This window comes from Nocardioides mangrovi, from assembly GCF_020073815.1.
In the GTDB taxonomy this organism is placed as follows: domain Bacteria; phylum Actinomycetota; class Actinomycetes; order Propionibacteriales; family Nocardioidaceae; genus Nocardioides; species Nocardioides mangrovi.
The window spans coordinates 1,012,411-1,035,704 of the sequence record NZ_JAIQZJ010000001.1 but is presented as its reverse complement, the minus strand read 5'-3'; the positions used below and the strand labels follow the sequence as shown (position 1 = coordinate 1,035,704).

Here is a 23,294-nt window from a genome sequence, read left to right as displayed (position 1 = left end):
GATGAGCGCGACCGTGGCCTGCGAGGACCTGATGAAGGTCTTCCGGTCGGCGACCGGCGAGACCCACGCGCTGCGCGGGATCGGGCTGGAGCTCCGTCCGGGCGCCCTCACGGTCGTCGCCGGCCCGTCGGGCAGCGGCAAGAGCAGCCTGCTCACCCTGCTCGGCGCCCGCGACCGGCCCAGCGCGGGGCAGCTCAGCCTGCTCGGCCACGACGTGGGCGCGGCCTCGACCCGCGAGCTGCGCCGGCTGCGCCGCCGCCGGATCGGCTTCGTGCCGCAGCGCTCGTCAGGCGCCGTCTTCCCGCACCTGCGCGCGATCGACCAGCTCCGGCAGGTCGCGGCCTGGCGCGGCGCCCCGGACCGCCACCTCGACGAGTCCCTCACCGCGGTCGGGCTCGCCGACCGGGCCGACCACCGCCCGTACGCGCTCTCCGGCGGCGAGCAGCAGCGGCTCGCCGTCGCGATGGCGCTCGTCGGCGCCCCGGAGCTGCTGGTGGCCGACGAGCCGACCGCCGAGCTCGACCACGCCAACGCCGACCGGGTGATGGACGCTCTCCTCGCCGCGGCGGCCGCCGGGTCGACCGTGGTGATCAGCAGCCACGACGACCGGATCACCCACCGCGCCGACCGGCTGCTCCGCCTGCGCCACGGCGTGCTCTCCAGCGAGAGCGCGGGCCGCCGTACCGCCGCGGCCGTGATCGACGGCACCGGCCGCCTCCAGCTGCCGCCCGAGGTGCTCGACCTCTTCCCCGACCGCCGGGTCGTGGTCGAGGCCGACGGCGACGGGGTGCGGCTGCGCCGGCCGGAGGAGAGCCATGACTGACAGCGGGCTCCGGGTCGTCGGCGTCTCGCACGGGTACGCCGTGCGCGGCCAGCGCCTCGAGGTGCTCCACGACGTGTCGCTCAGCGTCGCGCCGGGGGAGCTGGTCGCGCTGGCCGGCCCGTCGGGCTCCGGCAAGAGCACGGTCTGCCACCTCGCGGCCGGCTTCGAGTCGCCGGACGCCGGCACCGTCGCCCTCGACGGCGACGCCTGCCCGTCGGTCGCGGACTGGGCCCGGATCGCGTCGGTGCCCCAGCAGCACGGCCTGCTGGCCGGGCTCAGCGTCGCCGACAACATCGCGCTCCCGGCCTATCGCGCCGGCCTCGACGCCGCCCTCCTCGACGAGCGGCTGGCCGGGCTCGCCGAGGCGCTCGACCTGGGGGCGTTCACCCGCCGCGCGGTCACCGAGACCTCACTGGGGGAGCAGCAGCGCACCGCGGTCGCCCGTGCGCTCGTCCTCTCGCCCCGGCTGGTGGTGCTCGACGAGCCGACCGGCCACCAGGACGACGACCACGTGGAGCAGGTGATCGGGGTGCTGGTCGGCGCCGCGCGGGCCGGCTCCGGGGTCCTCGTCGCCAGCCACGACGAGCGGGTATGGGCGGTCGCCGACCGCGTCGTACGCCTCGAGGACGGGCGGGTCGTCACGGACGCGGCGACCTGAACCACAGCCGTCGCACTCTGTGATCTGGGTCCAATCGGACGACGGATCCACGCGGGGAGTGTGGCCTGGGCCACGGCATCCGTTGTCTGACGATGTGGGAAGCCGAGTGCCCGTGGGTAGTTTCGAGCGGTCTGCCCACCGGCAGGCCGTCCCCGGGCACGCCGAGTCCTGTCCTCCCGGGTGCGTGACATGACCCGTCGGACAGGAGTGGGGGACCCATCTTCGCGGCCGCGGTGCGGCCGCTCGGGGTGAAGCCTCCTGGGTGCCAGACATCCAGCAGGCCGGGCACCTTTCCGCCCGAACCCGACAGCTCACCTCGCAGGCGTGGGAAGGAACCACGTCCATGTCGACCACTCTCCCGTCGATGCTGCGCGCCTGCTCGCGCACCGGCGTCCGCCTCGCCTTCAGCGGCGCGCTCGCCATCGGCCCGCTCACCTCGGCCCCGGTGGCCGACGCCCACGCGGCGACGGCCACCCACACGGCCGCGACCACGCACCACGCCGCGAAGCACCACCACAAGAAGAAGCGCACCTACCCGAAGGTCGCCGCGGCGATGCGCGTCGCCGCCGCACAGAAGGGCGACCCCTACGCGTACGGCGCCGCCGGCCCCGGCCGCTTCGACTGCTCCGGCCTGACCTACTACAGCTTCCGCCACGCCGGCTTCTCCCGGATCCCGCGGACCTCCTCGGCGCAGGCCCACTTCGCCCGCCGGATCACCCGCGCCCACATGCACCGCGGCGACCTGATGTTCTTCTACGACGGCGGCGGGGTGTACCACGTCGGCGTCTTCGCCGGCCGCGCCCCCAACGGCACCCCGGTCGTCCTGCACGCGCCCTACTCCGGCACCCGCGTGCGCCTCGACCGGGTCTGGACCAACAGCTGGTTCCCGGGCACCCTCCGCGCCCGCTGACCCTGATCGCGCGGAACCCCCGGTCCGCGACGTCGTTGTCCCGAGCGAGCTTGTCCACAGGGAGCGGCCGGAGCGTTTGCGCTCCGGCCGCCTCGGGCAAGAGGCTGGCAACTCACGGCGACGAATCCATCGGGGGATCGCATGTCGTTGTACGACGCAGCGGTGGTCGACGCGGGCACGCCCGCGCACGACGACCTGGTCGAGCAGCTCGACCAGCACGTCCGTGAGCTGGTCCGCCGCGAGGGCGTCGACCCTCAGCGCGACGCGGCGCTGGTCCGGCGACTGGCCGAGGGCGTCGTCCGCGCCCACGACGAGCGGAGCCTGACCGGCCAGGTCGCGCCGGTCCCCGACGTGGACGCCCTGGTCGGCGAGCTGGTCGCCCGGGTCTCCGGCTTTGGCCCGCTCCAGCCCTTCCTCGACGACGACTCGGTCGAGGAGGTCTGGATCAACGACCCCTCCCGGGTCTTCGTCGCCCGCAACGGTCGCCACGAGCTCACCACCCTCGTCCTCACCACGGCCCAGGTGCAGGAGCTGGTCGAGCGGATGCTCAAGTCCAGCGGCCGCCGCATCGACGTCAGCCAGCCCTTCGTCGACGCGATGCTCCCCGAGGGGCACCGTCTCCACGTCGTCCTCGAGGGCATCAGCCGCGGCTTCTCGGCGGTCAACATCCGCAAGTTCGTCGTCCGCGCCTCGCGGCTCGCCGACCTCGTCCAGCTCGGCAGCCTGTCCGCACCGGCGGCGGCGTTCCTCGAGGCCTCGATCCGGGCCGGCCTCAACGTGCTGGTCTCCGGCGGCACCCAGACCGGCAAGACCACGATGCTCAACTGCCTCGCGGCGGCGATCCCCGGCGGCGACCGGGTCGTGTCCTGCGAGGAGGTCTTCGAGCTGCGGTTCGCGCACCCGGACTGGGTCCCGCTGCAGACCCGGCAGTCCGGCCTCGAGGGCACCGGCGAGATCGTGCTGCGCGACCTGGTCAAGGAGAGCCTGCGCACACACATGTCTAGTTTTCACACCACAATTACGAGCCTTTGGGGTTCAGTGACTGAACGGCTAGACGGGTTAGTCGTGGCGCCCGGAAGCGCATGTTGACGCGGGATAACCGGGGCGCGCGCATCAATGCTTGCCGAGTCTCGGACCTCGTGAGATAGTTCATCTCAAGTCCCATTCCCGGGCGGCAAACCAAGGGCGTGGGACGAGAAAAAGAAATCCAACTGGCTATAGGCAAGAGAGGAGAATTCTTATGGGGTCCCCGATCTGGGGCCTCGTAGTCGTCGTCGCACTCGCGGCCTCGCTCGTTCTGGTGTACCTCGCCATGAGAGCTGGCTCTGCGACTCTGACGGCGCTCGCAGCCGCGATCGTTGCCGTTACTGGCTTGATCACTGTGCTGCTGCGTGGCCCCTCATAATTGAGGTCGGCGCCTGGGAGTCCCTTGGACTGCCAGGCGCCGTTCGCTTTCTATTGGCTGGCGCGCCCGCTCTCTTAGCTTTGTTGAGCTGGGTACGATAGTAGGTTTTTGAATCGCTGGAACTGACTACCGCTCGAGTCGTTAGTTTGTTCGCTCGCAGTCATTGACTTCCTATTAAGAACAAACAATGATTAGGGCTATCGCTCTTGCTATAGCCAGTTGGAGTGAGCTTCCACAGCCCCGGTTGCCGCCGGGGTTGTGCTCGTTTCAGGCCTCTGACCTGCGGTTTCGATCTCGCGCAGGGCCGCTGGGTCGCTCGTATGGAGCTATGTCTTGTAACGAGCCTGGACGAGTAGTATAGTGTTTGTTGCTTAGGGGGCCGCTTCGCCGTGCCCTCTTCCAGCCCCTGGTCTCGTCTAGAGTGTTTGACTTTTGAGTTATTCACTTCCAGTATTGAGCCATCGCTTTCTTGCCATAGCCAGTTGGAGAGCGTTCGCCAGCCCCGGTTGCCGCCGGGGCTGACGCATATCTAGCTCCTGTAGAGGCCTGATCAGGCCTCTGACCTGCGGTTTTGTCTTCGCAGGGGCCGTCGGGCTGGCCGCATTGGGGGGCGCGGATGATACTCCAGATCTCAAGCCCTGCGTGAGACGCGCTTCGCGTGGGCGTGTCTGTGACTGCCCGCAGGCTTTTGCTTCTGCCCCCTCGGGCTGGGCGACAGCTATCGTCCAGCCATGGCACTGGTGCGGACTATCGAGCGCGAGGAAAGAGCCGGAAGCAGGGTGCATCCCACCGAGGTCGACTGCCGCTGGCAGGTCGTCCACGGGGCAGAGGGTGTGACCCTGTTCCAACTCAGTACCTATGGTTCGGACGACCGCCAGTCGGAACCCAAGGTCAGTCAGACGATCCAGCTAGACCGCGAGATCGCGGCTCTGCTCATCGCGCGGTTGCGGGAAACCTTCGACCTCTAGTTGAGGCTTGAGGTCCGCACTCGGCGTGTCGTCTGGACACGCCGAGATGGGGGTGCAGACAGAGTTACACCGAGGTAATCTGCCCGCGTGCGCTCCGTAGAACTCTTCGCCGGTGCCGGTGGTCTCGCTCTCGGCTGTGAGCTCGCGGGCTTCCATCCGGAGGTCGTAGTCGAGTGGGATCGCTGGGCATGTGACACCGTCCGCGAGAACCAGGCGCTGGGCTACCCGCTGGTCGACGGCTGGAAGGTGCATGAGGGCGACGTTCGCGCCGTCGACTGGTCGCAGGTCACCGAGCCCGTCGACCTCGTCACCGGTGGGCCGCCGTGCCAGCCGTTCAGCATGGGCGGCAAGGCCCGCGCGGCCGACGACAAGCGCGACATGTTCCCTGCCGCCATCGAGGTCGTACGGACCCTCAGCCCGAAGGCCTTCATCTTCGAGAACGTCCGGGGCCTGACCCGCACCGCGTTCGCGAACTACTACCAGTACATCCTCTTGCAGCTCGGTCACCCCGAGATCACCAGCCGCGAGGGGGAGACCTGGTTTGACCACTTCCAGCGTCTGCAGAGCGAGCACACCAACAGCAAGTCTGGCGAGGACCTCACCTACAACGTCGTCCCGACCTTGGTGAACGCGGCGGATTACGGAGTCCCGCAGCAGCGCCACCGCGTCTTCATCATCGGTTTCCGCAGCGATCTTGGGGCCGAGTTCTCCTTCCCGGCGGCGACCCACTCATACGACGCCCTCCTGCACGCTCAGTGGGTCAGCGGCACTTACTGGGAGCGGCATAAGGTCGCGAAGAAGAATCGCCCCGAGATGAGCCCGCGAGTAGCCACGCGCGTGGCTGCTCTTCGCCATGTCCCGGCCGAGGAGCTCGCGCTGCCGTGGCGCACCGTTCGGGACGCGATCAGCGACTTGCCGGAGCCGACGCTCGGCGGTAGCCGGATGCACCACAACCACATCCTGCAGCCGGGCGCGCGCTCCTATCCCGGCCACACGGGCAGTCACATCGACATGCCTGCCAAGACCCTGAAGGCTGGCGGGCATGGTGTCCCTGGTGGCGAGAACATGTTGCTGAACGTGGATGGTTCGATCCGCTACTTCTCCATTCGCGAGAGCGCCCGCCTGCAGACCTTCCCCGACCGCTACGAGCTCCACGGCGCCTGGGGAGAAGCCATGCGCCAGTTGGGGAACGCCGTGCCGGTCGTGCTCGCGCAGAAGGTCGCGGGGAGCGTCGCAGAGCACATCGCTCTGGCGGACTTCCGCGCTGCCCACGCTGCCCGTCGGGGCAAGACGTCGCGGGCAGCGACGGCATGACCGACGAGCCCTACAACCCGCTCAGTATGGAGAACCTCGGTCACAGCGTTGAGAACGCGCTGCTGGACTCGACTCCTACGCGCATGGACCAGATGAGCCGCTTCACTGGCGCCGGGGTCTACGCGATCTACTACACCGGCGACGCCGCGCCCTACGAGACTCTCGGCGCGGTCAACCAGCGTGAGGCCTTCGAGGTTCCGATCTACGTTGGGAAGGCGGTGCCGAAGGGCTCGCGCAAGGGCGTCGAGGTCGCGACTGCGAGCGGCGGAACCGCGCTCAGCTCTAGGCTCAAGCAGCACGCCAACAGCATTGTGTCAGCGGAGAACTTGTACATCGAAGACTTCTACGCCCGGTGGCTCGTCACCCAGGAGATCTGGATCCCACTCGGTGAGTCACTGATGATCGGTCGCTTCGCCCCGGTGTGGAACAGCATCGTGGACGGCTTCGGCAACCACGACCCGGGCGTTGGTCGGCGCGCGGGCACGGTCTCCCGCTGGGACGTTCTGCATCCCGGACGTGCATGGGCTGAGCACTTCAAGACGCGGAACGAGACTCGCGCGGACATCGAGGCTGACGTCCGCGAGTACCTGCGCGCCCGGATCGCCATCTAGGAGGGCCCGTCGAGGCACACGACGCCCCCCGCCGAACGGTGGGGCAACGTGCCAGCTCCGTGTTGATCGCACCAAGCCAGGGGAATCGAACCCGTAGCTGCTCCAAATCTTGGAGGCCCCTCACCAGAGGGTTATGGACGGTTTGGCTGCGCGTGAGCCGAATCTGCTAGGTCGGCACCGCGCAGGCACCGGCCTCGTTCAGGATACCGCAGTGCGGTCGGGGGCGGCGGACCACGCGATTTCGTCGACACTTCAGTTCAACGTCCATAGGATCGCCTCGTGAGTGACGCGCCCCACTCGTCGGCCCTAGCGCCAGACGGCGGGCGCCGCCAGTTCGTGGTATTCCAAGTCCCGCTGCTGGATCTACGTCCCGTGTTGGCGGATCCCGGTCTTAATAGGTTGGCGAGACCGACTTGGCCGGACCCGACGCCGGGGGTCGAATTCCTACGATCCATCGGCGGCGTCCAGGTGCGGCGATCGGGTCCGATCGCCGGCTGGGATGGAGAGCCTGCCTATTGTGACGCGCGTCGGCTAGTGAGATTCGTCGACGATCCCGGCACCTGCCGAGCGCCGTTCTCGGTCGTGTACCGCCGCTTATACGGCTTCCGGTACGGCTATCGGCTCGACATCGGCCTTGCCTGCGCGGACTCGGGAAGCCATCGGGTGGAGTGGCTCGTCGACGACGTCTTGCAGCTCCGGGTCGCCGTCGGCGGGAGGTCTGAGCACTCAAGAGCGTTGCGAGATGTCGGTCGCCCGCTTGCCCTCGCTGTCGCGCGTTCGACAGGCAGCGCACCGGTGGCGGTCGCGCATAACCCGGTGACTGACTGCGGCCCAGCGGTCCTCATTGAGTCGACGGTTGCCAACTCAGACGCTGCAGCGCTCTCTGCCCGAGTCCATGGATATATGGTCCCGTCGTACCGAATGGTAGGGACTCGCGGCCAACTGAAAATGGTTCGTCGCTTCCGAGGCACGCTCTGGAGAATGCACACGGAGCTCGAGTTTCTGCGCGGTGTAGGCCGAACCCATAGCAAGGGGAAGCTTCAGCTCGACCTGCAAGCACTCGCCGACCTGGTCGCCTCCCTGTCAACTAATCTCGCCAGCGTCAGGGACGGCAAGGTAGCCCGGCCGCCGTTGGTCGCGCTTGCGTCCGGATTCGGCAGACTGAACCTCAGGGAGCTAGAGCAGCTCGCAGACCTCGTGAGCGAAGAGAGCAAAGGACTGGCAACTCGCCTTCGGGTCGTTGTCGAGCGGGCACGGGAAGCAGAAGCCGTTGTTCAGGCGGCTCGAGGCGGCATACGGGTTGAGCGTTTTTATGCGAAGGAGGTCGTGATGGCCAACAAGACGGTGAAGATCAAGGCAAGCGGCAATGCGGTAGTGGCAGTGGACTCGGTGATCGCTGGTTCCTTCAACCGAATCGAGGGACGAGACGCAGATCTGAAAGAGGCGCTCGCCGACCTGCTGGCGACGGTGGAGAAGTTGAACAACCCAGACGCGACCGAGTTCGCCGAAGCGATGGTTCAGGCCGCTGCGGACGAGAAGAAGGCCGTGTTCCGGACAAGCTGGGATGCTCTGAAGTCGATAGCGCCGGTTGTCGGAACGATGGCGAATGTAGCCGCTGCGGTAGCCCGCTTTCTCGGCGGCGCGTAGCTCAGCTGCCCCAAAGCCGTCGCCACTTCTCCAGTTCCTTCTCTGGATTGGGGCTGGATGCTGCTGCGAGTGTGCGTGCCCGAACAGCGGCTGCAACCCGATCTGCCGCCAGCTTCGGGTCGTCATGCTCCCAGACGACGAGAACGAGCCATCCGGCCTCCGTGAGGCGGCGCTCGGTGTCCTCGTCACGGGCGATGTTGGCCTCAAGCTTCGCGTTCCACCACTCGGAGTTTGCCGAGCCTCGTCGGCAGTGCTCGGGGCAGCCGTGCCAGAAGCAGCCGCGCACGTCCACCGCGACCCGTGCGGGACCGAAGGCGATGTCAGTCGTACGACGGGAGTCCTTGAGCAGGCGACGGTGCAGGCGATAGCGCAGGCCGCGAGCAGTCAGCGCCCGACGTAGGAGCATCTCGGGCTCGGTGTCCTTCACGCGCTGCTGCCGCATCGCGCTCCGACGTCCCGGGCTCGGCGGGGTCAGCGGATCAGACGTCATCGGTCGAGCGCTGGCCCGTCCTCTGTCGGTCGCTGGCAAAGCCGGTCGTCTCGGACGGCAGTCCGAGGTACTCCACGAGCGCTCGGCGCACCACGTCGGTCGTCGTCACGCCGTCGCCCTTCGCCCGAGTCTGGGCCGCGTCCCAGACCTCGTCGGAGATCCGGACAGCGCGCGCTGTCGTTTTCGGCTGGTTCGCCATGCCGACATCATCGCGCGTCGTAGTGGTCGGCCGTGACCCAGACCCATCCCGTCAGGTCGTACAGGGGCGTCCCGTCGGCCGTCTCGCCCGCTCGCGGGAACTCGTCGGCGGGCTCGTCGGAGTCGATGACCGTGCACACGAGGGTGTCGCCGACCTCGGTCGCGTAGCCCCAGATCCCGTTCGGATCGTTGGCGCGCCAGGCGTCGAGGAACTGCCCGAAGGCCTTGACGGTCGCGAGCGGTCGGAGCCACCCGTTCCACCGCTCGTCGAGCACGCGCTCAGCCCTCAGCGCGAGTTCCGGCGTGATGTTCTCGGGCGCGCTCTCGATGTAGACGTCCACGGCACCATCCTTCATGACAGTTCCATCAGGGCTCGGAAGCGCTCCCGCTCGCGCTCCTGTTCCAGGGCGGCACGTCTCAACGCGGCCGTTCGTCGCCGCCGGGCGAGGCCTGCAAGGGGGATGTTGCACGCCAGGAGGAGAGCGACGAGGAGCAGCGGCGGGAAGGTCGAGCTCAGGAACAGCAGCATGACCATGGCAGCGATCTTGACGCGCATGCTCACTCCCTCCCGGTCGTCGTGCGTCCCTCGATGAGGATGGCCTGCACACGTGCGCGATCGATGTCGGCGACGAAGTGACTTGGGCCGTCGTTGGTCTCGGCCTCTGGTGAGCCAAGCGACCAGAGCCCGTCCTCGGCCTGCACCGCCATCACGTCGGCAAGGCAGTAGAGCGGATCAAGGTAGGTCGCCACGTCGGCAGGCGCGCCAGCCACGTGCAGGCGGATGACGAGATCGACAGTGGTCGTCTCCGTGGTGCTCATGCCGCCACCTGCGCAGTGACGTCGAGGCCGGACAGGTGGGCGCCGTGACGTGCGGCCGACTGGTGGCGCGAGGTCGTGAGGCTGTAGCGCGTGGTCGGGATGACCCAGGCGCCATCGACAACCCAGGCGATCGGGGTCGCGTAGGAGAACACGGCGTAGGTCGCGCGCTGGAACGACTCGATGTGCTCGCGGGGGAGGCGGCCGGAGTCCCATGGTCCGAAGTGCTGACCATGCGGGGCGCGGCCAGACAGGGCGCCGGACGTGGCGAAGGGGGACAGGTTGGCGATCGCCTGGTGAGCGTTGCCGGTGGTCGTGCGGACGATGCGGGGCATCGGATCTCCTTGGGTCGATGAGGTGTCATACACCTCGGGAGATCGGAGTATGCGCCAGGTGTATGACACCTCGCAAGTCCTCGACACAGGTTCGCTCGATTTGTTGTCGACGATCCCGACGATGGGCGCGGTTGGCCGAGCAGACGCCTGCCCTTGACCGCGTCACGGCCGTCGATCCGGGGGGTGGGGGAGGCCCCCTTGCTGACCTGCCAAAGCCGTCCTGTGGGGTAGCTGGGCCTTCAGGGGTTGTGGTGCGCCACCTGTCGGTCTGTTTACACGCCGCGTGGAAGCTCCCGCAGCAGGGTCGCTGACAGGGTCGCTGAGGGTCGCTGAGGGTCGCTGAGGGTCGCTGAGGGTCGCTGGGAAATCGCTAGCGACCCTGCCCCTGAGAGCGTGTATGCCCAGGTCAGACCCCTCTAGTGACTCAAACAGGGTCGCTAGGGACGCTGTAGGCGGTACCTCTTACTTGCGATTCTTGAGAAGGAGGAAGAAGGGGGGTGTGGGGGAAGAAGTACATAAGGGTGCCGGATCCAGCGTCCCTAGCGACCCTGTCTTCCGGCGGCGGCACCAATGGTCAGTGTCCGGGGGCGAGCATCCGCAAGGCCTGCACGCCTCTGGGTCAGCAATATCGGCCGATCTCAGCGAGAGGGTCGATAGGTCATCTACCGTAGATACGTCGGCTGGGAACACGTCCCGCCGTCCAGTCCACGAAGGAGCTCCAAGTTGTGAGGCCAGCCCCCAGGTTGGCCGAGCCCGAGTCAGCAGTCCTGCTGGCTCGGCGAGATCAGCATCTTGGAGGCATTCCGTGGCATTCACTCCGCCCAAGGGGCCGAAGCTCCTTCCCGACGGCCGCGAGGTCGTGGGCACGATCCAGGCGTCGTACGTCGTCGGCGTCACGCCGAAGTACTTCCCGACTCTGGCCGAGAAGCACGGTCTGACCCGCTTCGCCAGCAAGAACCCGCGCGGCGTGCCCGCCTACTTCTGGCTGGTCGAGGAGGTGCAGGCGCTCCGGGCCAAGCGCGACAACCTTGTCGCTGACGTTGAGCCGGGCGAGTTCATCGAGGCGCCGTTCGAGCGGGACGCCTGAGCGAGATGGCCAACGACATCAAGACCGCCGCTGACGTAAGCAGTGGGGGTCCTACGGCTCGGGGGAGTTCGCCGCCCGCCCGGCTGCCCGAGATCTGGGATTCCGCTGCGCAGTGGGTCGCGTATGGGCTCGCTCGCGGCCTGACGTCGGAGAGGATCCGGCACGACAAGTCGTTGCTCTACGTAGACGGCAAACCGGTCGACACCTACGACGCCCGAGACGCCATCGGTCGCGCCCTGGAATCCCACTCGTCTGCCACGCCCGCGCCTGCTCCCTCCGGGCAGCGCCCGAAGCAGCAGGAGAAGGGGCCCGGACTCAAGCAGATCATCGCCCACATCGAGGATCACTTCGACTTCTACCTGACCGAGGACGGCGACCTCTTCGCCATCGAGGTCGGGGCTCCGGCTCTGCCGATCATGCTCGGCGCTCGTGGCACGCGGTTGGCGCGCAAGGTCAAGGCGCACTTCTGGAACGAGAAGGACGCGAACGTTCCGGGGAAGGTGCTCGACGACGCGATGGAGATCCTCATCGCTAAGTGGGCCGAGGCCGGTGAGCGCGTCACGCTTCACCTGCGCGCGTACGCCGACGGAGGCCTGGTCGTCATCGACCTCGGCATCCCCGGGTCCTCGCGCTGCGTCGCCATCCGCCCCGGCAATTGGTCGGTAGAGGACCAGCCCCCGGCGGGCATCTTCTTCCGACGCCCCGCGTCCCTGCAGCCGCTCCCGGAACCGGCGGAGGACGGGTCGTGGGACGGCTTCCGCGAGACCCTCGGTCTCGCGGCCGACGATGAGCGCTGGCTGCTCGCTCGCGGATGGTTGGTCGCTTCGGTCTTCGGCGACGTCCCCCGACCGATCCTGTTCCCCATCGGCCCCCCCGGTTCGGGGAAGACCAACACCGGGCACGCCATCGTCAACGTGCTGGACCCCCGCAAGGAGCTGGGGTCGTCCTTCGGCAAGAGCCTCGACGACGACCAGGTCAAGGCGTCCTCCCGATTCCTCGTGGGCTACGACAACCTGACCTCGGTCTCGGAGAACCTCTCCGACCACGTCTGCCGACTGGTGACTGGCGACTCGACGGAGAAGCGGACGCTCTATTCCGACGATGGCCTGACCGTCCTGGCTTACAAGCGCACCGGCGTCATGACGGCCGTAACGCTGCCGTACTTCCGATCTGACGCACTCGAGCGAGTGATCCCGCTGTACTTCGAGCGCCGCGAGACCAAGGTGGCCGAGAGGGCACTGCGGTCCGCGTTCGAGGCCGCCCACCCGGCCGCGCTCGCCGCCCTGTGTGACGGCGTCGCACGGGTGCTGGACAGGCTGCCCGACGTGATGGCCGCCAACCCCCAGGGGCCGCGCATGGTCGACTACTGGATGGTCCTGCTCGCGCACGACGAGCAGTGCGCCGAGGCCTACCGCCTGTCGACGAAGAGCACGCTGCGCGAGGCTGGCGAGCAGGACCCCTTCGCCTCCGCGATCAGGGACTGGGTCGCGACCGACGCGCTGTGCATCAAGAGCGGAACGGCAACCGATCTCCTCGTCGCGTGGAAGCGCTGGATGGGCGAGGCAGGGAACTTCTTCGGCCCGCACGACACGTATGTGCCCAGGGACGGAACCCGCTTCTCGGCTGCGCTGACTCGCGCGACCGAGACGCTCGCAGCCATCGGTGTCCGCGTCGATAGCCGCAAGTCCAACGGCCGCCGCGTCACCACCATCAACTACCTCAAGCCCGAGGAGGACCAGTGACTCTCATCTGCCCGACGTGTTCGGCCATCCAGGGCATCCGGGAGCATTGCTGCCCGTCGGCTGCCCTCGACGAGATCGAGACTCTGCGCCGCGAGCGTGACGACCTGGCCGCTCAGGTGCGCGCGCTCAAGGACGAGAACGACATCCTCGAAGAGCTGCGCAGCGACGTCATGCGGGCCGCCGAGGACCAGGGGGTCTACCTGTGACCGACGACGAGACGTTCAACGACGAGGACCAGGCCAAGGCGCTCGACCTGGTCGCCGAGGCTGGGCTGACTCCGGCGATCGCCGAGGGTGAGGCACTGGTGATCCCAGCGGGCCTGACGGCCGACGCTCAGGCGCTCTACGCCGACATCGCCAACCGCTACACGCTCCGCCCCGACGAGTGGTCGGTGCTCGAAGCGGCGTGCCGGTCGCTGTCACTCGCCGAGGAGCTGACCCTTGCCTACGCGCGCGACCCGGAGCCGATGGTGCGGGCCTCGCATGGCGGGATGCAGGTCAACCCGCTGCTGATCGAGGCCGAGCGCGCACGCGACCGGATGGCGAAGCACCTGCGGCAGCTCCGGCTGCCGGACGAGTCCGGGCTCAGCCCGTTCTCTCACGCCGCACGTGGCCAGAAGGGCGGCCAGACCCGGTGGAGCCGAGAGGCCGAGCGGGTCGGGAAGTACCAGCGCGCCGCAGACGGACCCAACGACTAACGGAGGTAGACGTGGCAATCGATCGAAACGCAGTCCAGGTGGGCGAATTCTCCATGTTGGAGATCAGCCCCGACGACGGACACCCGCTGTACCCGGAGGCCGTGAAGCACATCGCCGCAGCCGGTGGCGACCTCGCGAAGGCGCGGGCGACCTTCGCCGAGGCCGTGCGCCAGTGGGAGCGCCTGCAGCGCTCTCGAGCCAAGGTGCCCGACGCGGTCATCAGCGGCCGTTCCGCCGGTGACGTGGCCGCGACGCGTGCGGAGGCTCTGGCTGGCCCGCCCTGCGTCGAGGACCGCGCGCGGGCGCTGCTTGCACCCGCTGGGCAGTCCGACCTGATCGCCTTGCGCCGAGCCAAGCACTTCCTCAATCACATCGAGCACCCGGAGGAAGCATGACCACCACGGCTAATACCTCAAGTACGAGCCCATCCAAGATTCGCCGCTACGTGGCCGAGCGAGACGGCATGCTCGCCGTGGTGCGGTCGATGCGGGGCGACGAGTCGCTGGTCGAGTTCGACGTCCGCCGAAGGCGGTGGGTGTGTTCGGGGCACGGCGCACGGGTCTGCGACTGCGTCAGCGCCGCCACTTTGAACCTTCCCCTCGCCGTGGCTCTGCGGGTCGCCGCCGTCATCGCACCCAAGCGGAAGGGTGGCGCCCTGAGCGCGAAGTCAGGCGGAGCAAAGGACGGTGAGTCGGCCAATCAGCGAGCGCTGGCGGAGGCGCTGGCGAGGTCGGCCAGCGAGCGGGCAGAGCGGGTTAGCGTCCACGACAGCCAGCACGAGCAGGCCACTGCAGCGATCACGACGCGACAGATGACAGACGCGGACAGGACGCGGCTGGCCGAGCGACGAGCTGCCAAGCGACGGAGCTACTCATGGTGAGGCGCATACACAACCGCTTCCGGCGGCTCGACAAGGCCTGCCGCGCCCCCGTCGAGCCTGATCCCGGAGCGGACGACGGCAGAGCGTCGAACTGAGTGTCGGGACGAAGTCCTACAACGACGAGAGAAGGGAGATCCCTTGAGTCCCAGCATCCGACTGGGGCCAGACACAGCGCCGCATTCGACGGCGCGGAAAGAGGCACCGTGAGCATCTTCAACGACAACACCCCCACCCAGGACGAGATCGACAGCGTCAAGTCCTCGAACCACTACGAGCAGGACATCGACCCCGACGGCCCGGAGCGCAGCGCCCCGATGACCGACAGCGAGCGTCAGGCCCTCAACGACGCCCTGCCGACGTCCCAGGGCGACAACCCGTTCGCCGACGTCACCTTCGACTCCAAGCCGCTCACCGAGTGGGTTCCGCCGAAGGTTCGCCAGGCCCAGCGCCAGGCCCAGCGCAACGTCGGCCGAGGCAGCATCAGGGCTGAGGAGGACCGGCTCTTCGAGATTGCCCGACACGATGGGCAGCCCGACGAGCTGACCGACGCCATCGCTGCGGCCCGCGCCGCGATTGCGAAGGCGTACGACGCCCAGCGCCAGGCCGCTCACCCCGAGGCCCCCGGCAAGGCCAAGAGCCCGAAGGCGAAGCAGGCTGCCGTCGATGCGCTCGACGACGCCAGGGCAGCCGTCCGTGACGCCATCCGGGTCTCGGAGCGCGAGGACATCCGGGAGGCCCAGCGATCTAACCTGGTCGCCGGGATCGAGCCGGCTCGCCAGCGTGCCGCCGAGGCCCTCACCGAGGCCGCTGCCGCGTTCGCGGAGTGGCAGAGCCTCATGGGTCAGGTCCGGGACCACGACATCGCCAGCGGCGCCTACGACAAGGCGTGGCACCAGCACAAGGACTCGCGGTCGGTCCGTCCCGAGGCGCTGGTCGGCGACCTGCGCCGCGCCCGCGACCTCGCCAACTCGGACAGCCCCTATTGGTCCGGCGAGTACCTGGCTGAGGACCCGACTCCCGAGGGCGAGCTGCCGGAGTGGACCGCCGAGGCACTGCAGCACGGCACGGAGTTCGACCAGTCCGTGCTCTGGCGGGTCCGCAAGAAGCACCCGGAGGACCACGTCGTCCGCGAGGCGATCGACCGTAAGGCGCTCGGTCACGTCTATCTGTCACCCGTGCCGGTCCTCTCACCCAGTGCGCGCGAGTGGGACCGCGCCATGGGCCGCACGGACTGACGCGGTGGGCCGCATCGACCAGCAGGTCGCCGAGCACCTCGCGCTGTCGCCTCATGATCGCGTCTACCGCCGGGAGCTGCGCGCCCAGCTCCCGGCGGGCACGGTCAAGCCGAGGCCTGGTGGTGGCAAGCACAACTCGGTGTCCAGCAAGGTCCGGGACTCCCTGTGCCTCTTCGAGCGGCATGGCTGGATTCGCCGGGACGCCGAGGCTGCCGCCGTCGAGATCCTCGACCGGGCAGCCCTGTGGGAGTTCTCCCAGGGATAGCAGCTAGCAGAGTCAGAGGCCCCCGAGCAGTTCGACGCTCGGGGGCTTCAACATGCTTCGTCGTGATCAGCGAACCGTCTTGGTTCCTCGCACGACGTCGAACCAGTCGAGGAACTCGGCGACCGTGCCGATCTGCTTCACGCGCTCATGCAGCGCGGTCTGGTCGTGGCCCGGCAGGAAGTCCTTGCTGCTGACGCTCCCTCCGCAGCCGCAACGGCACGGCTTACCGTCCACGTCATCCTCGAAGTACGTGACAGGGTTGCGGACGCCCTGAACGGGGGAGGTCTTGCCGACGTACTTCTCGAAGACCGGGTGGCCCTCGCGCAGGATCTCGCCGTTGACGACGCTTCGGTTGCCGCGCGCCACCGGCTCGATGGAGTCGATCTCGATGGCCTGGCGCACGATCCCGTCGAAGGAGACGATCATGTAGCGCTCCTTGTTGGCGCGCGGACCGAGCTTCCAGCAGCCGTGGTTGGCGTCGTAGAGCGCGAGATCGCTCATGGTGGGGGAGAACCCGACACGGTCGCGGCCGAGCTCGTCCTGCTCGGGGTCGACGGGCCTCTCGGGGCCGAGGGTGATGTGCAACATGTGGCGCTCCTGGTGATAGTCGATAGTTCGCATACCCGGGTGTATGAACTATCGCTGTTTACCCATATAAAAGCAACCCCTAGAGACGAGGTTTATGGATTAGTCCTCGTCTGGCTCGTCGATCAGCCACGCGATCTCGATGCGGTCGAGGTTCACGACCTTGCCTCGACCGGGCCCCTGCTTCGGCCTCCCGGGCAACACGACCACAGGCTCAGCGAGGTTGTCGATGAGCAACTTGCGACGCCCTTCGAGGTTGGACGACTGCCAGCGCTCGGCGAACGTCTCGCCAGTGAGGTGGAGTGTGTCCTGCCGCCGGATCGGCTGAGCCTGGGCGGCTTCAAGCTTCGTGCGGGCTTCCTGGGCAGCCGCGAAGTTCTCGGCGCTCAGCGTCTCGCTCAGAGCCTTCTGGGCAGCGGCGTCAGCGGCCTTTGCTTCCTCAAGCTCCTCGCCGCCCATGAGCACCGTGCGGATCTCCATGTACGGCTGGATGCCGTAGCGCTTAAGGAAGCGGCGCTCGATCTCCTCGTCGCATGCCTTCGCGTTGATCGTCGCGCCGCCCGGGCAGGCCTGGCCCTTCGACTTGCCCATGCACGTGTAGCGCGTCGGGTAGGCCGTGCCGTCATCCTTCGGCCGTCCACCGGCCGTCGTGAGGTTCCCACCGCAGCCTCCGCACTTGCCGATGCCGCCGACGAGGAGATGGGCAGCCGGGCGACCACCGTTGTGCTTGACCCCGCCGTGTCGCTTGGGCTGCAGGCGTTCGGCGAGGGCGCGGTGAGTCGCGGGGTTGAAGACGTGCTCGCCGGATGGCGCGCTCAGCAGCGTGCTGATCAGGGAGGTGCGCTGCCACTCGCGACCTCGGCGGGTCTTGATTCCCTCGGTGCTGAGCCAGTGAACACAGGAGCGCACGCTGTCACCGCGCAGAAGTCGCGCGGCCACCTCCTCGAGCACGATGGCCTCTTCCTCCTTGCGTTCGAGGTACTTGCCGACCTTCCCGCCGTCCAGCGGGTCGGGGCGCTCGACGACCTGGCAGCCGTAGGGAATCGCGCCGCCCGGGAAGCGCTTCGTCGCGGCAAGGCGCTCCTTCGTCGCGACGTTGCGGTCCCGGATGCGCTCTCGCTCGGCACGAGCGACCTCGGCGGCGATGACGAACCGCCAGCGGAAGGCCTCGGAGTCCTTCTCGGAGTCGAGTCCGTCGACAGTGGCGAGACGAACGGGGGAGCGGACGACGGCGCCGGTGGTCGGGTCTTTGCCTTCGACGACGTCCAGCACCATCGCGGCGGCGTTTACACCCTCGCGCGTGAGCCGGTCGGAGTGGCTGCCGATGAGTGTCCCGACATGGCCTTTGCGAGCGTCGTCGAGCCAGGCGAGGAACTCGGGGCGGTTGCGGATCGCTCCGCTCTTCCCGTTGTCGATGTGGACGGCATAGACATGGAGACCGAGGCTCGCCGCGAGCTTGTGGCAGTCGTTGATCATCCCGTCGAGGCTGAGGTTCGATCCCTTGGCCTGCCTCGACAAGCGGATGTAGAGCGAAGCGCTCCCGACGACGTTGTTCATGCGAAAAGTATATATGTGTGAACATGCGGCCCAGCCGCATCGTCGTCGGCGAGGTGCGCGCCGAGGAGTGTCTCGACCTCCTGCTCGCCCTCAACGCCGGGCTGCCCGGCATGTGCACGCTGCACGCCAACAGCGCCCGTGAGGCCCTCGTGAAGATGTGCACCCTGCCGCTGCTCGCGGGCGAGAACATCTCGGCGCGCTTCGTGGTGCCCACCGTGGCCGCCTCGGTCGACCTCGTGGTCCACCTCGGCATCGACGAGCACGGCGTACGCCGGGTCGACGAGATCGTCTCCGTCCCCGGTCGCACCGAGGACGACGTCATCGAGATCGAGTCCGTCTTCGAGCGGCGAGGCCCCGAGCTGCGCTGGGTCGGCGGGATGCCGGCCCGGCCCGAGCGCTTCGCCCGGCTCGGCATCGACGTGCACCGGATCGTGGCCGGCGGCGCCTGATGGGTGCGCTCGTCGGCCTCGGGGTGGGCATCGGCCTGCTGCTGGTGTGGAGCGCGTTCTTCCTGCCCCGGCGTCCACGGATGGACGAGCGTCGCTCCGGCCGGCTCGCCGACCTGCTCGCCCGGGCCGGGCTGGGCGAGGTGTCGGTGACAGGCTTCGTCCTGCTCTGCCTGGTCGTCGGCGTCTGCGCGGCCGCCGTCGTCCAGGTGGTGTCCGGCACCCCGCCGGTCGCGGTCGCGTTCGGGCTGATCGGAGGCTCGCTGCCGGTCTCGATGGTCTCGGGGCGTGCGCGTCGGCGCCAGCGTGAGCTGGCCGAGGTCTGGCCCGAGGCCGTCGACAACCTGACCTCCGCCGTCCGCGCCGGGCTGTCGCTGCCCGAGGCGCTCGCGGGGCTGGCCGTGCGCGGTCCGGCGCCGCTGCGGCCGGCCTTCGACCAGTTCGCCCTCGACTACCAGGTGACCGGCCGCTTCGGCGACTCCCTCGACCGCCTCAAGGACCGGCTCGCCGACCCCGTCGGGGACCGCGTCGTCGAGGGCTTGCGGGTCGCGCGCGAGGTCGGTGGCGGTGACCTCGGTCGCCTGCTGCGCAACCTCTCGTCGTACCTGCGCGAGGACCTCCGCACCCGCTCGGAGATGGAGGCGCGCCAGGCGTGGACCGTCAACGGCGCGCGGCTCGCGGTCGCCTCGCCCTGGCTGGTGCTGCTGCTCATGTCCTTCCAGTCCGGCGTGATCCACCGCTACGCCTCCGGTGCCGGCGTGGTCGTCCTCGTCGTCGGCGCGGTGCTCTGCGTCGTCGCCTACCGGCTGATGATGCGGATCGGCCGGCTGCCCACCGAGCATCGGATCCTGGCATGACGCCGGCGATGTGGGGCGCCCTGCTCGGCGGCTGCGCGGCCGCCGGGCTGCTGGTGGTCGCGGCCCGGGTCCGCGCGATCCGCCGTCCCCAGCTCGCGCTGCGGGTGCTGCCCTACGTCCGCGACCTCCCGCAGGTCGGCCGCACCCCTGGCCTGCGGGTCCCCTCACCGCCGACGTCCGCGACGGCGGGCGTCTTCGGCCCACCTCTGCGGGCGGCGGCCGACACGGTCGAGCGGATCCTCGGCGGCGCGAGCTCCGTACGCCGCCGGCTGGCGCGCGCCGACCTCGACAAGACCGTGCACGAGTTCCGGATCGAGCAGGTGCTGTGGGGCGTCGGCTGCTTCGCCGCGACCGCGGCCGTCGGCGTCCTGCGGCTGCTCACCCACCCCGGGTCGCTGCTCGTGTGGACCGTGCTGTGCGGGATCGCGTTCGTGACCGGGGTGCTCGCCCGCGACACCCACCTCACCCACCAGGTACGCCGCCGCGAGCGCCAGGTGCTGGCCGAGTTCCCGACCGTCGCCGAGCTGCTCGCCCTGGCGGTCGCGGCCGGCGAGAGCCCGGTGGCGGCGCTCGACCGCGTCGTGCAGCGCAGCGGCGGCGCGCTGTCGGCCGACCTGGGCCGGGTGCTCGCCGACATCCGCACCGGCGAGCCGGTCGGCGCCGCCTTCGACCGGCTCGCGGCCGCCAGCGGCCTGCCGCTGGTCGCCCGCTTCGCTCAGGGCATCGCCGTCGCGGTCGAGCGCGGCACGCCGCTCGCCGACGTGCTGCACGCGCAGGCCGCCGACGTCCGCGAGGCCGGACGCCGCGAGCTCATCGAGTCCGCCGCCCGCCGCGAGGTCCTGATGATGGTGCCCGTCGTCTTCCTCGTCCTGCCCGTGACGGTTCTCTTCGCCTTCTGGCCCGGCGTTGTGGGCCTGCACCTGACCACCCCCTGACCCCACTCACCTCTTGGAGGAGACGATGCGACACCTGCTGATCCGCTTCCACCTGTCCCTGACCCGCGAGCGCGACGAGCGCGGCGACGTGCCCGGCTGGGTGATGATCACCGTGATGACCGCCGGCCTGGTCGTCGCGATCACCGCGGTCGCGGCGCCCCAGCTGCAGTCGATGCTGGCGTCGGCGCTCGACAGCGTGAAGTAGCCACCCGTGCTCCTCCGGCGCCGGCGCGGCCAGCGCGGGTCCGCAGTCGTGGACTTCGTGCTGGTGCTCGTCGTGCTCGTGCCGGTCTTCCTCGGCGTCCTCCAGGTCGCGCTGGTGATGCTGGTCCGCAACACCCTCGCGTCGGCCGCCTCCGAGGGTGCCCGGTACGCCGCGACCCTCGACCGCGGGCCGGCCGACGGCGCCGCCCGCACCCGCAGCCAGATCGACGGCGCGATCTCCGGGCGGTTCGCCCAGGACGTCGACGCCCACGAGGCGGTGGTCGACGGACAGCCCGGCGTCGAGGTCACCGTGCACGCGGTCGTGCCCGCGCTCGGCATCGGCGGCCCCGGCATCGAGCTGACCGTGACCGGCCACGCCGTCGAGGAGCAACGCCCGTGAGACGGCCGCGTCGCCGTACCCGCGGCGAGGAGGGCAGCGCGCTGGTCGAGCTGGTCTGGCTCGGCATCCTGCTGCTGATCCCGATCGTCTGGATCGTCGTCTCGGTCTTCCAGGTGCAGCGCGGCGCCTTCGGGGTCTCCGGCGCCGCTCGCGCCGCCGGCCGCGCCTACGCGCTCGCCCCGACCGACGCCGAGGGCCAGGCTCGCGCCGAGGCCGCGGCGCGGCAGGCGCTCAGCGACCAGGGGCTCCCGGACGACGCGCCGGTCCGCGTGACGGTCACCTGCACGCCGTACCCGCACGACTGCCACAGCGGCACCTCGGTGATCACGGTCGTGGTCGCCTCCCGCGTCGACCTGCCGCTGCTGCCCGACGTGCTCGGTGGAGGAGCGCCGAGCTTCGCGCTGGACGCGACCCACACGGTGCCGATCGGTCAGTTCCAGGAGGTGAGCAGTGCGGCGCCCCAGGGGTGAGGACGGCCAGGCGACGCTGATGATCATCGGCTTCGTCTTCGTGCTGGCGATGGCGGTCGCGATGGTCGTCGACGCGTCCGCGGCCTACCTCCAGCGACAGGGCCTCGACACCGTCGCCGACGGCGCCGCCCTGCGCGGCGCCGACCTCGGCGCGAGCGGCCGCGAGGTCTACACCGGTGGCGTCCCGACCGGTCGCCTCGACGTCACCGCCGACGCCGTGCGCAGCGCCGTGCACGACTACCTCGCCGCCTCGGGCGCGTACGCCGCCTACCCGGGTCTCACCTTCGAGGTCGCCGTCCACCCCGCGACCTCCAGCGTCGAGGTCCGCGTCAGCGCCCCGCTCGACCTCCCGCTCACCGTCCCGGGCTCACCGGGCATCGCGAGCATCGGCGCGACCGGGTCGGCGGTCGTGGTCGCCGAGAGGTGACGTGCTGCGAGGTTTGTTGTCGGTCATCCACATAGCGACGACCCGGGCCGCCACGAGTGAGCCGGCGACGAAGAGCGCCATCACGAGGGGCCGGTCGAGGACGCCGTTGACGAAGGCCTGGTGGCGCCAGACGTCGGCGGCGTCGACGTAGAAGTCGTCGAGCACCGCGCCGGGGACGATCATCACCAGCTGGAGCACGGCCAACGGCGTGAAGAGGCGGCGAGCCAGCGGCCCCATCCGGTCGGCCGACAGGGCCAGGGCCGGGGTCGCGCAGGCGAGCAGCTCGAGGCTGGTGCGGTAGCCGTAGAACTGGTCGCCGCCGCTGAACCGCACCAGCAGTCCCTGGATCGCCAGGTAGACGAGGCCGCCGACGAGCAGCGAGCGGCTCCAGTCGGGGAGGTCGCGCCAGGCGCGCACGAGAGCGGGGGTGAGCAGCGCGACGAGCGGCGTCCAGACGAGCAGGCCGCGGTCGGGGGAGACGAAGAAGCCGAGGAAGTTGACGACGTTGACCGCGTTGCCGGCGGCGTTCCCGGTGAAGTCGCCGGCGCGGTAGCCCGAGCTCGGGTCCCAGCGGCCGTACATCCAGTGCGTCCACACCATCATCAGCGCGAGCATCCCGGCGCTCACGGCCCCCACCCGCAGCGCGATGGACGGCCGGCGCCGCACGCACGCCACCCCGACGCCGAGGACCGCCACGATCACCGACGCGTGCAGCCGTCCCCAGAGGATGACGCCGCCGAAGAGTCCCACCAGCCACCACCGCCCGCGGTCCGCCGCCCATGCCGAGCCGATGATCCCGAAGCTGGTCAGCGTGTGCGGCCACACGCCGTTGGCGGCCACGCTCCACATCGGCGTGGTCAGCCCGAAGAGCAGCGCGGCGAGCAGCGCCCGCCGGTCGCCGAGGTGGCGGCGCAGCAGCGAGAAGAGCAGCGTCACCGTGCCCGCGGTGACCAGCGCAGCGGTGATGCCGCCGGGGACCGCGGAGACGGTGCCCGGCCGCAGCAGCCAGTACGCCGGCACCACGGCCGCGATCACCCCGGGCGCCCGCCCGACCGCCTCGCGCCCGTCGGCCGTCTCGACGATCCAGGTCTCCCGGATCGGGTTGTCGTCGAGCCGGGGGAAGTCGGGGATGTGCGGCACCGGGTCGCCGGTCAGGGCGATGTGGCGGGCCGCGAAGTCGGCGGTGAAGACGTCCGGGCTCGGGTCCGGACTGATCGTCAGCAGGTAGACGAGCGCGACGCCGGCGTACAGCGCCAGCGGCACCCACCAGCGTCGGACCACGGGCGACATTCTGGACGCCGCCCGACCGGCGGTGGCAGGGCTCACGCGTGG

Annotated in this window: 32 protein-coding genes and 1 riboswitch; of the genes, 23 read left to right on the top strand and 9 right to left on the bottom strand. The window is 69.3% G+C overall.

Annotation, left to right across the window (positions count from 1 at the left end):
• Position 1 precedes the first annotated feature (1 nt).
• The 8 genes from K8U61_RS05085 to K8U61_RS05050 all read left to right on the top strand — a co-directional run bounded on the left by K8U61_RS05085 (position 2) and on the right by K8U61_RS05050 (position 8,336).
• The gene (locus K8U61_RS05085) at positions 2 to 823 is read left to right on the top strand and encodes an ABC transporter ATP-binding protein (RefSeq protein WP_224121876.1); all 822 of its coding nucleotides are present in this window, start codon (positions 2 to 4) and stop codon (positions 821 to 823) included.
• Positions 816 to 1,481: an ABC transporter ATP-binding protein gene (locus tag K8U61_RS05080; protein ID WP_224121875.1), complete on the top strand. Its 666-nt coding sequence runs from the start codon at positions 816 to 818 to the stop codon at positions 1,479 to 1,481. The genes K8U61_RS05085 and K8U61_RS05080 overlap by 8 nt, the downstream gene beginning before the upstream one ends.
• Before the next feature lie 149 nt (positions 1,482 to 1,630).
• Positions 1,631 to 1,819: riboswitch (cyclic di-AMP (ydaO/yuaA leader) on the top strand.
• Between the two features lie 5 nt (positions 1,820 to 1,824).
• Entirely contained in the window at positions 1,825 to 2,391 is a 567-nt protein-coding gene (locus K8U61_RS05075) for a C40 family peptidase (RefSeq protein ID WP_224121874.1), read from the top strand.
• 141 nt (positions 2,392 to 2,532) lie between these two features.
• Positions 2,533 to 3,480, top strand: a complete 948-nt coding sequence (locus tag K8U61_RS05070) for a TadA family conjugal transfer-associated ATPase (protein WP_224121873.1) — start codon at positions 2,533 to 2,535, stop codon at positions 3,478 to 3,480.
• A 1,047-nt stretch (positions 3,481 to 4,527) separates the two neighbouring features.
• A complete protein-coding gene (locus tag K8U61_RS05065; RefSeq protein ID WP_224121872.1) occupies positions 4,528 to 4,764 on the top strand; it encodes a hypothetical protein in 237 nt (78 codons plus the stop codon).
• An 87-nt stretch (positions 4,765 to 4,851) separates the two neighbouring features.
• Positions 4,852 to 6,078 (top strand): DNA cytosine methyltransferase, encoded by a 1,227-nt coding sequence (locus tag K8U61_RS05060; RefSeq protein WP_224121871.1) that lies wholly within the window; start codon positions 4,852 to 4,854, stop codon positions 6,076 to 6,078.
• A complete protein-coding gene (locus tag K8U61_RS05055) occupies positions 6,075 to 6,689 on the top strand; it encodes an Eco29kI family restriction endonuclease (protein WP_224121870.1) in 615 nt (204 codons plus the stop codon). Before K8U61_RS05060 ends, K8U61_RS05055 begins: the two co-directional genes overlap by 4 nt.
• Positions 6,690 to 6,968: 279 nt before the next feature.
• Entirely contained in the window at positions 6,969 to 8,336 is a 1,368-nt protein-coding gene (locus tag K8U61_RS05050; RefSeq protein WP_224121869.1) for a hypothetical protein, read from the top strand.
• Between the two features lies 1 nt (position 8,337).
• Here the strand turns inward: K8U61_RS05050 and vsr are convergent, their stop codons facing one another.
• The 6 genes from vsr to K8U61_RS05020 are packed head-to-tail and all read right to left on the bottom strand — an operon-like array spanning position 8,338 to position 10,175.
• Positions 8,338 to 8,826 (bottom strand): DNA mismatch endonuclease Vsr, encoded by a 489-nt coding sequence (gene vsr, locus K8U61_RS05045; RefSeq protein ID WP_224121868.1) that lies wholly within the window; start codon positions 8,824 to 8,826, stop codon positions 8,338 to 8,340.
• Positions 8,816 to 9,025: a hypothetical protein gene (locus K8U61_RS05040; protein ID WP_224121867.1), complete on the bottom strand. Its 210-nt coding sequence runs from the start codon at positions 9,023 to 9,025 to the stop codon at positions 8,816 to 8,818. The genes vsr and K8U61_RS05040 overlap by 11 nt, the downstream gene beginning before the upstream one ends.
• A gap of 7 nt (positions 9,026 to 9,032) precedes the next feature.
• A complete protein-coding gene (locus K8U61_RS05035; RefSeq protein WP_224121866.1) occupies positions 9,033 to 9,365 on the bottom strand; it encodes a hypothetical protein in 333 nt (110 codons plus the stop codon).
• An 11-nt stretch (positions 9,366 to 9,376) separates the two neighbouring features.
• On the bottom strand, positions 9,377 to 9,580 hold the full coding sequence (locus K8U61_RS05030) for a hypothetical protein (protein WP_224121865.1): 204 nt from the start codon (positions 9,578 to 9,580) through the stop codon (positions 9,377 to 9,379).
• A gap of 2 nt (positions 9,581 to 9,582) precedes the next feature.
• A complete protein-coding gene (locus tag K8U61_RS05025) occupies positions 9,583 to 9,843 on the bottom strand; it encodes a hypothetical protein (RefSeq protein ID WP_224121864.1) in 261 nt (86 codons plus the stop codon).
• Positions 9,840 to 10,175, bottom strand: a complete 336-nt coding sequence (locus K8U61_RS05020; RefSeq protein WP_224121863.1) for a DUF8033 domain-containing protein — start codon at positions 10,173 to 10,175, stop codon at positions 9,840 to 9,842. Before K8U61_RS05020 ends, K8U61_RS05025 begins: the two co-directional genes overlap by 4 nt.
• 805 nt (positions 10,176 to 10,980) lie before the next feature.
• Here K8U61_RS05020 and K8U61_RS05015 point away from each other — a divergent pair.
• The 8 genes from K8U61_RS05015 (at position 10,981) to K8U61_RS04980 (ending at position 16,081) form a co-directional block, all read left to right on the top strand.
• Entirely contained in the window at positions 10,981 to 11,262 is a 282-nt protein-coding gene (locus K8U61_RS05015) for a hypothetical protein (protein WP_224121862.1), read from the top strand.
• 5 nt (positions 11,263 to 11,267) lie between these two features.
• The gene (locus tag K8U61_RS05010; protein ID WP_224121861.1) at positions 11,268 to 13,004 is read left to right on the top strand and encodes an AICE element replication initiation protein; all 1,737 of its coding nucleotides are present in this window, start codon (positions 11,268 to 11,270) and stop codon (positions 13,002 to 13,004) included.
• On the top strand, positions 13,001 to 13,210 hold the full coding sequence (locus tag K8U61_RS05005) for a hypothetical protein (RefSeq protein WP_224121860.1): 210 nt from the start codon (positions 13,001 to 13,003) through the stop codon (positions 13,208 to 13,210). The genes K8U61_RS05010 and K8U61_RS05005 overlap by 4 nt, the downstream gene beginning before the upstream one ends.
• Complete coding sequence (locus K8U61_RS05000) at positions 13,207 to 13,701, top strand: hypothetical protein (RefSeq protein ID WP_224121859.1); 495 nt, start codon at positions 13,207 to 13,209, stop codon at positions 13,699 to 13,701. Before K8U61_RS05005 ends, K8U61_RS05000 begins: the two co-directional genes overlap by 4 nt.
• An 11-nt stretch (positions 13,702 to 13,712) precedes the next feature.
• Positions 13,713 to 14,096, top strand: a complete 384-nt coding sequence (locus tag K8U61_RS04995) for a hypothetical protein (RefSeq protein ID WP_224121858.1) — start codon at positions 13,713 to 13,715, stop codon at positions 14,094 to 14,096.
• The gene (locus tag K8U61_RS04990) at positions 14,093 to 14,581 is read left to right on the top strand and encodes a hypothetical protein (protein ID WP_224121857.1); all 489 of its coding nucleotides are present in this window, start codon (positions 14,093 to 14,095) and stop codon (positions 14,579 to 14,581) included. Before K8U61_RS04995 ends, K8U61_RS04990 begins: the two co-directional genes overlap by 4 nt.
• A 203-nt stretch (positions 14,582 to 14,784) precedes the next feature.
• Positions 14,785 to 15,816 (top strand): hypothetical protein, encoded by a 1,032-nt coding sequence (locus K8U61_RS04985; protein ID WP_224121856.1) that lies wholly within the window; start codon positions 14,785 to 14,787, stop codon positions 15,814 to 15,816.
• A gap of 4 nt (positions 15,817 to 15,820) precedes the next feature.
• Positions 15,821 to 16,081, top strand: coding sequence for a hypothetical protein (locus K8U61_RS04980; protein ID WP_224121855.1), 261 nt, complete (start codon positions 15,821 to 15,823; stop codon positions 16,079 to 16,081).
• Positions 16,082 to 16,147: 66 nt separating this feature from the next.
• Here the strand turns inward: K8U61_RS04980 and K8U61_RS04975 are convergent, their stop codons facing one another.
• Both K8U61_RS04975 and K8U61_RS04970 read right to left on the bottom strand, forming a co-directional pair.
• The gene (locus tag K8U61_RS04975; RefSeq protein ID WP_224121854.1) at positions 16,148 to 16,702 is read right to left on the bottom strand and encodes a hypothetical protein; all 555 of its coding nucleotides are present in this window, start codon (positions 16,700 to 16,702) and stop codon (positions 16,148 to 16,150) included.
• 66 nt (positions 16,703 to 16,768) lie between these two features.
• The gene (locus K8U61_RS04970; protein ID WP_224121853.1) at positions 16,769 to 18,223 is read right to left on the bottom strand and encodes a recombinase family protein; all 1,455 of its coding nucleotides are present in this window, start codon (positions 18,221 to 18,223) and stop codon (positions 16,769 to 16,771) included.
• A gap of 23 nt (positions 18,224 to 18,246) precedes the next feature.
• Here K8U61_RS04970 and K8U61_RS04965 point away from each other — a divergent pair, with 23 nt between their 5' ends.
• The 7 genes from K8U61_RS04965 to K8U61_RS04935 are packed head-to-tail and all read left to right on the top strand — an operon-like array spanning position 18,247 to position 21,962.
• Positions 18,247 to 18,672, top strand: a complete 426-nt coding sequence (locus K8U61_RS04965) for an ATPase, T2SS/T4P/T4SS family (RefSeq protein WP_224121852.1) — start codon at positions 18,247 to 18,249, stop codon at positions 18,670 to 18,672.
• Positions 18,672 to 19,526, top strand: a complete 855-nt coding sequence (locus K8U61_RS04960; protein WP_224121851.1) for a type II secretion system F family protein — start codon at positions 18,672 to 18,674, stop codon at positions 19,524 to 19,526. The genes K8U61_RS04965 and K8U61_RS04960 overlap by 1 nt, the downstream gene beginning before the upstream one ends.
• The gene (locus tag K8U61_RS04955) at positions 19,523 to 20,461 is read left to right on the top strand and encodes a type II secretion system F family protein (RefSeq protein WP_224121850.1); all 939 of its coding nucleotides are present in this window, start codon (positions 19,523 to 19,525) and stop codon (positions 20,459 to 20,461) included. The genes K8U61_RS04960 and K8U61_RS04955 overlap by 4 nt, the downstream gene beginning before the upstream one ends.
• Before the next feature lie 25 nt (positions 20,462 to 20,486).
• Entirely contained in the window at positions 20,487 to 20,666 is a 180-nt protein-coding gene (locus K8U61_RS04950; protein WP_224121849.1) for a hypothetical protein, read from the top strand.
• A 6-nt stretch (positions 20,667 to 20,672) separates the two neighbouring features.
• On the top strand, positions 20,673 to 21,065 hold the full coding sequence (locus K8U61_RS04945; RefSeq protein ID WP_224121848.1) for a TadE/TadG family type IV pilus assembly protein: 393 nt from the start codon (positions 20,673 to 20,675) through the stop codon (positions 21,063 to 21,065).
• On the top strand, positions 21,062 to 21,535 hold the full coding sequence (locus K8U61_RS04940) for a hypothetical protein (RefSeq protein ID WP_224121847.1): 474 nt from the start codon (positions 21,062 to 21,064) through the stop codon (positions 21,533 to 21,535). The genes K8U61_RS04945 and K8U61_RS04940 overlap by 4 nt, the downstream gene beginning before the upstream one ends.
• Positions 21,516 to 21,962 carry a pilus assembly protein TadG-related protein gene (locus tag K8U61_RS04935; RefSeq protein ID WP_224121846.1) on the top strand — a complete coding sequence of 149 codons (447 nt, stop codon included), beginning with the start codon at positions 21,516 to 21,518 and terminating at the stop codon, positions 21,960 to 21,962. Before K8U61_RS04940 ends, K8U61_RS04935 begins: the two co-directional genes overlap by 20 nt.
• On the opposite strand, the gene K8U61_RS04930 is transcribed toward K8U61_RS04935, so the two are convergent.
• Positions 21,903 to 23,243 (bottom strand): hypothetical protein, encoded by a 1,341-nt coding sequence (locus K8U61_RS04930; protein ID WP_224121845.1) that lies wholly within the window; start codon positions 23,241 to 23,243, stop codon positions 21,903 to 21,905. The two genes, K8U61_RS04935 and K8U61_RS04930, sit on opposite strands and share 60 nt — an antisense overlap.
• Positions 23,244 to 23,294 lie beyond the last annotated feature (51 nt).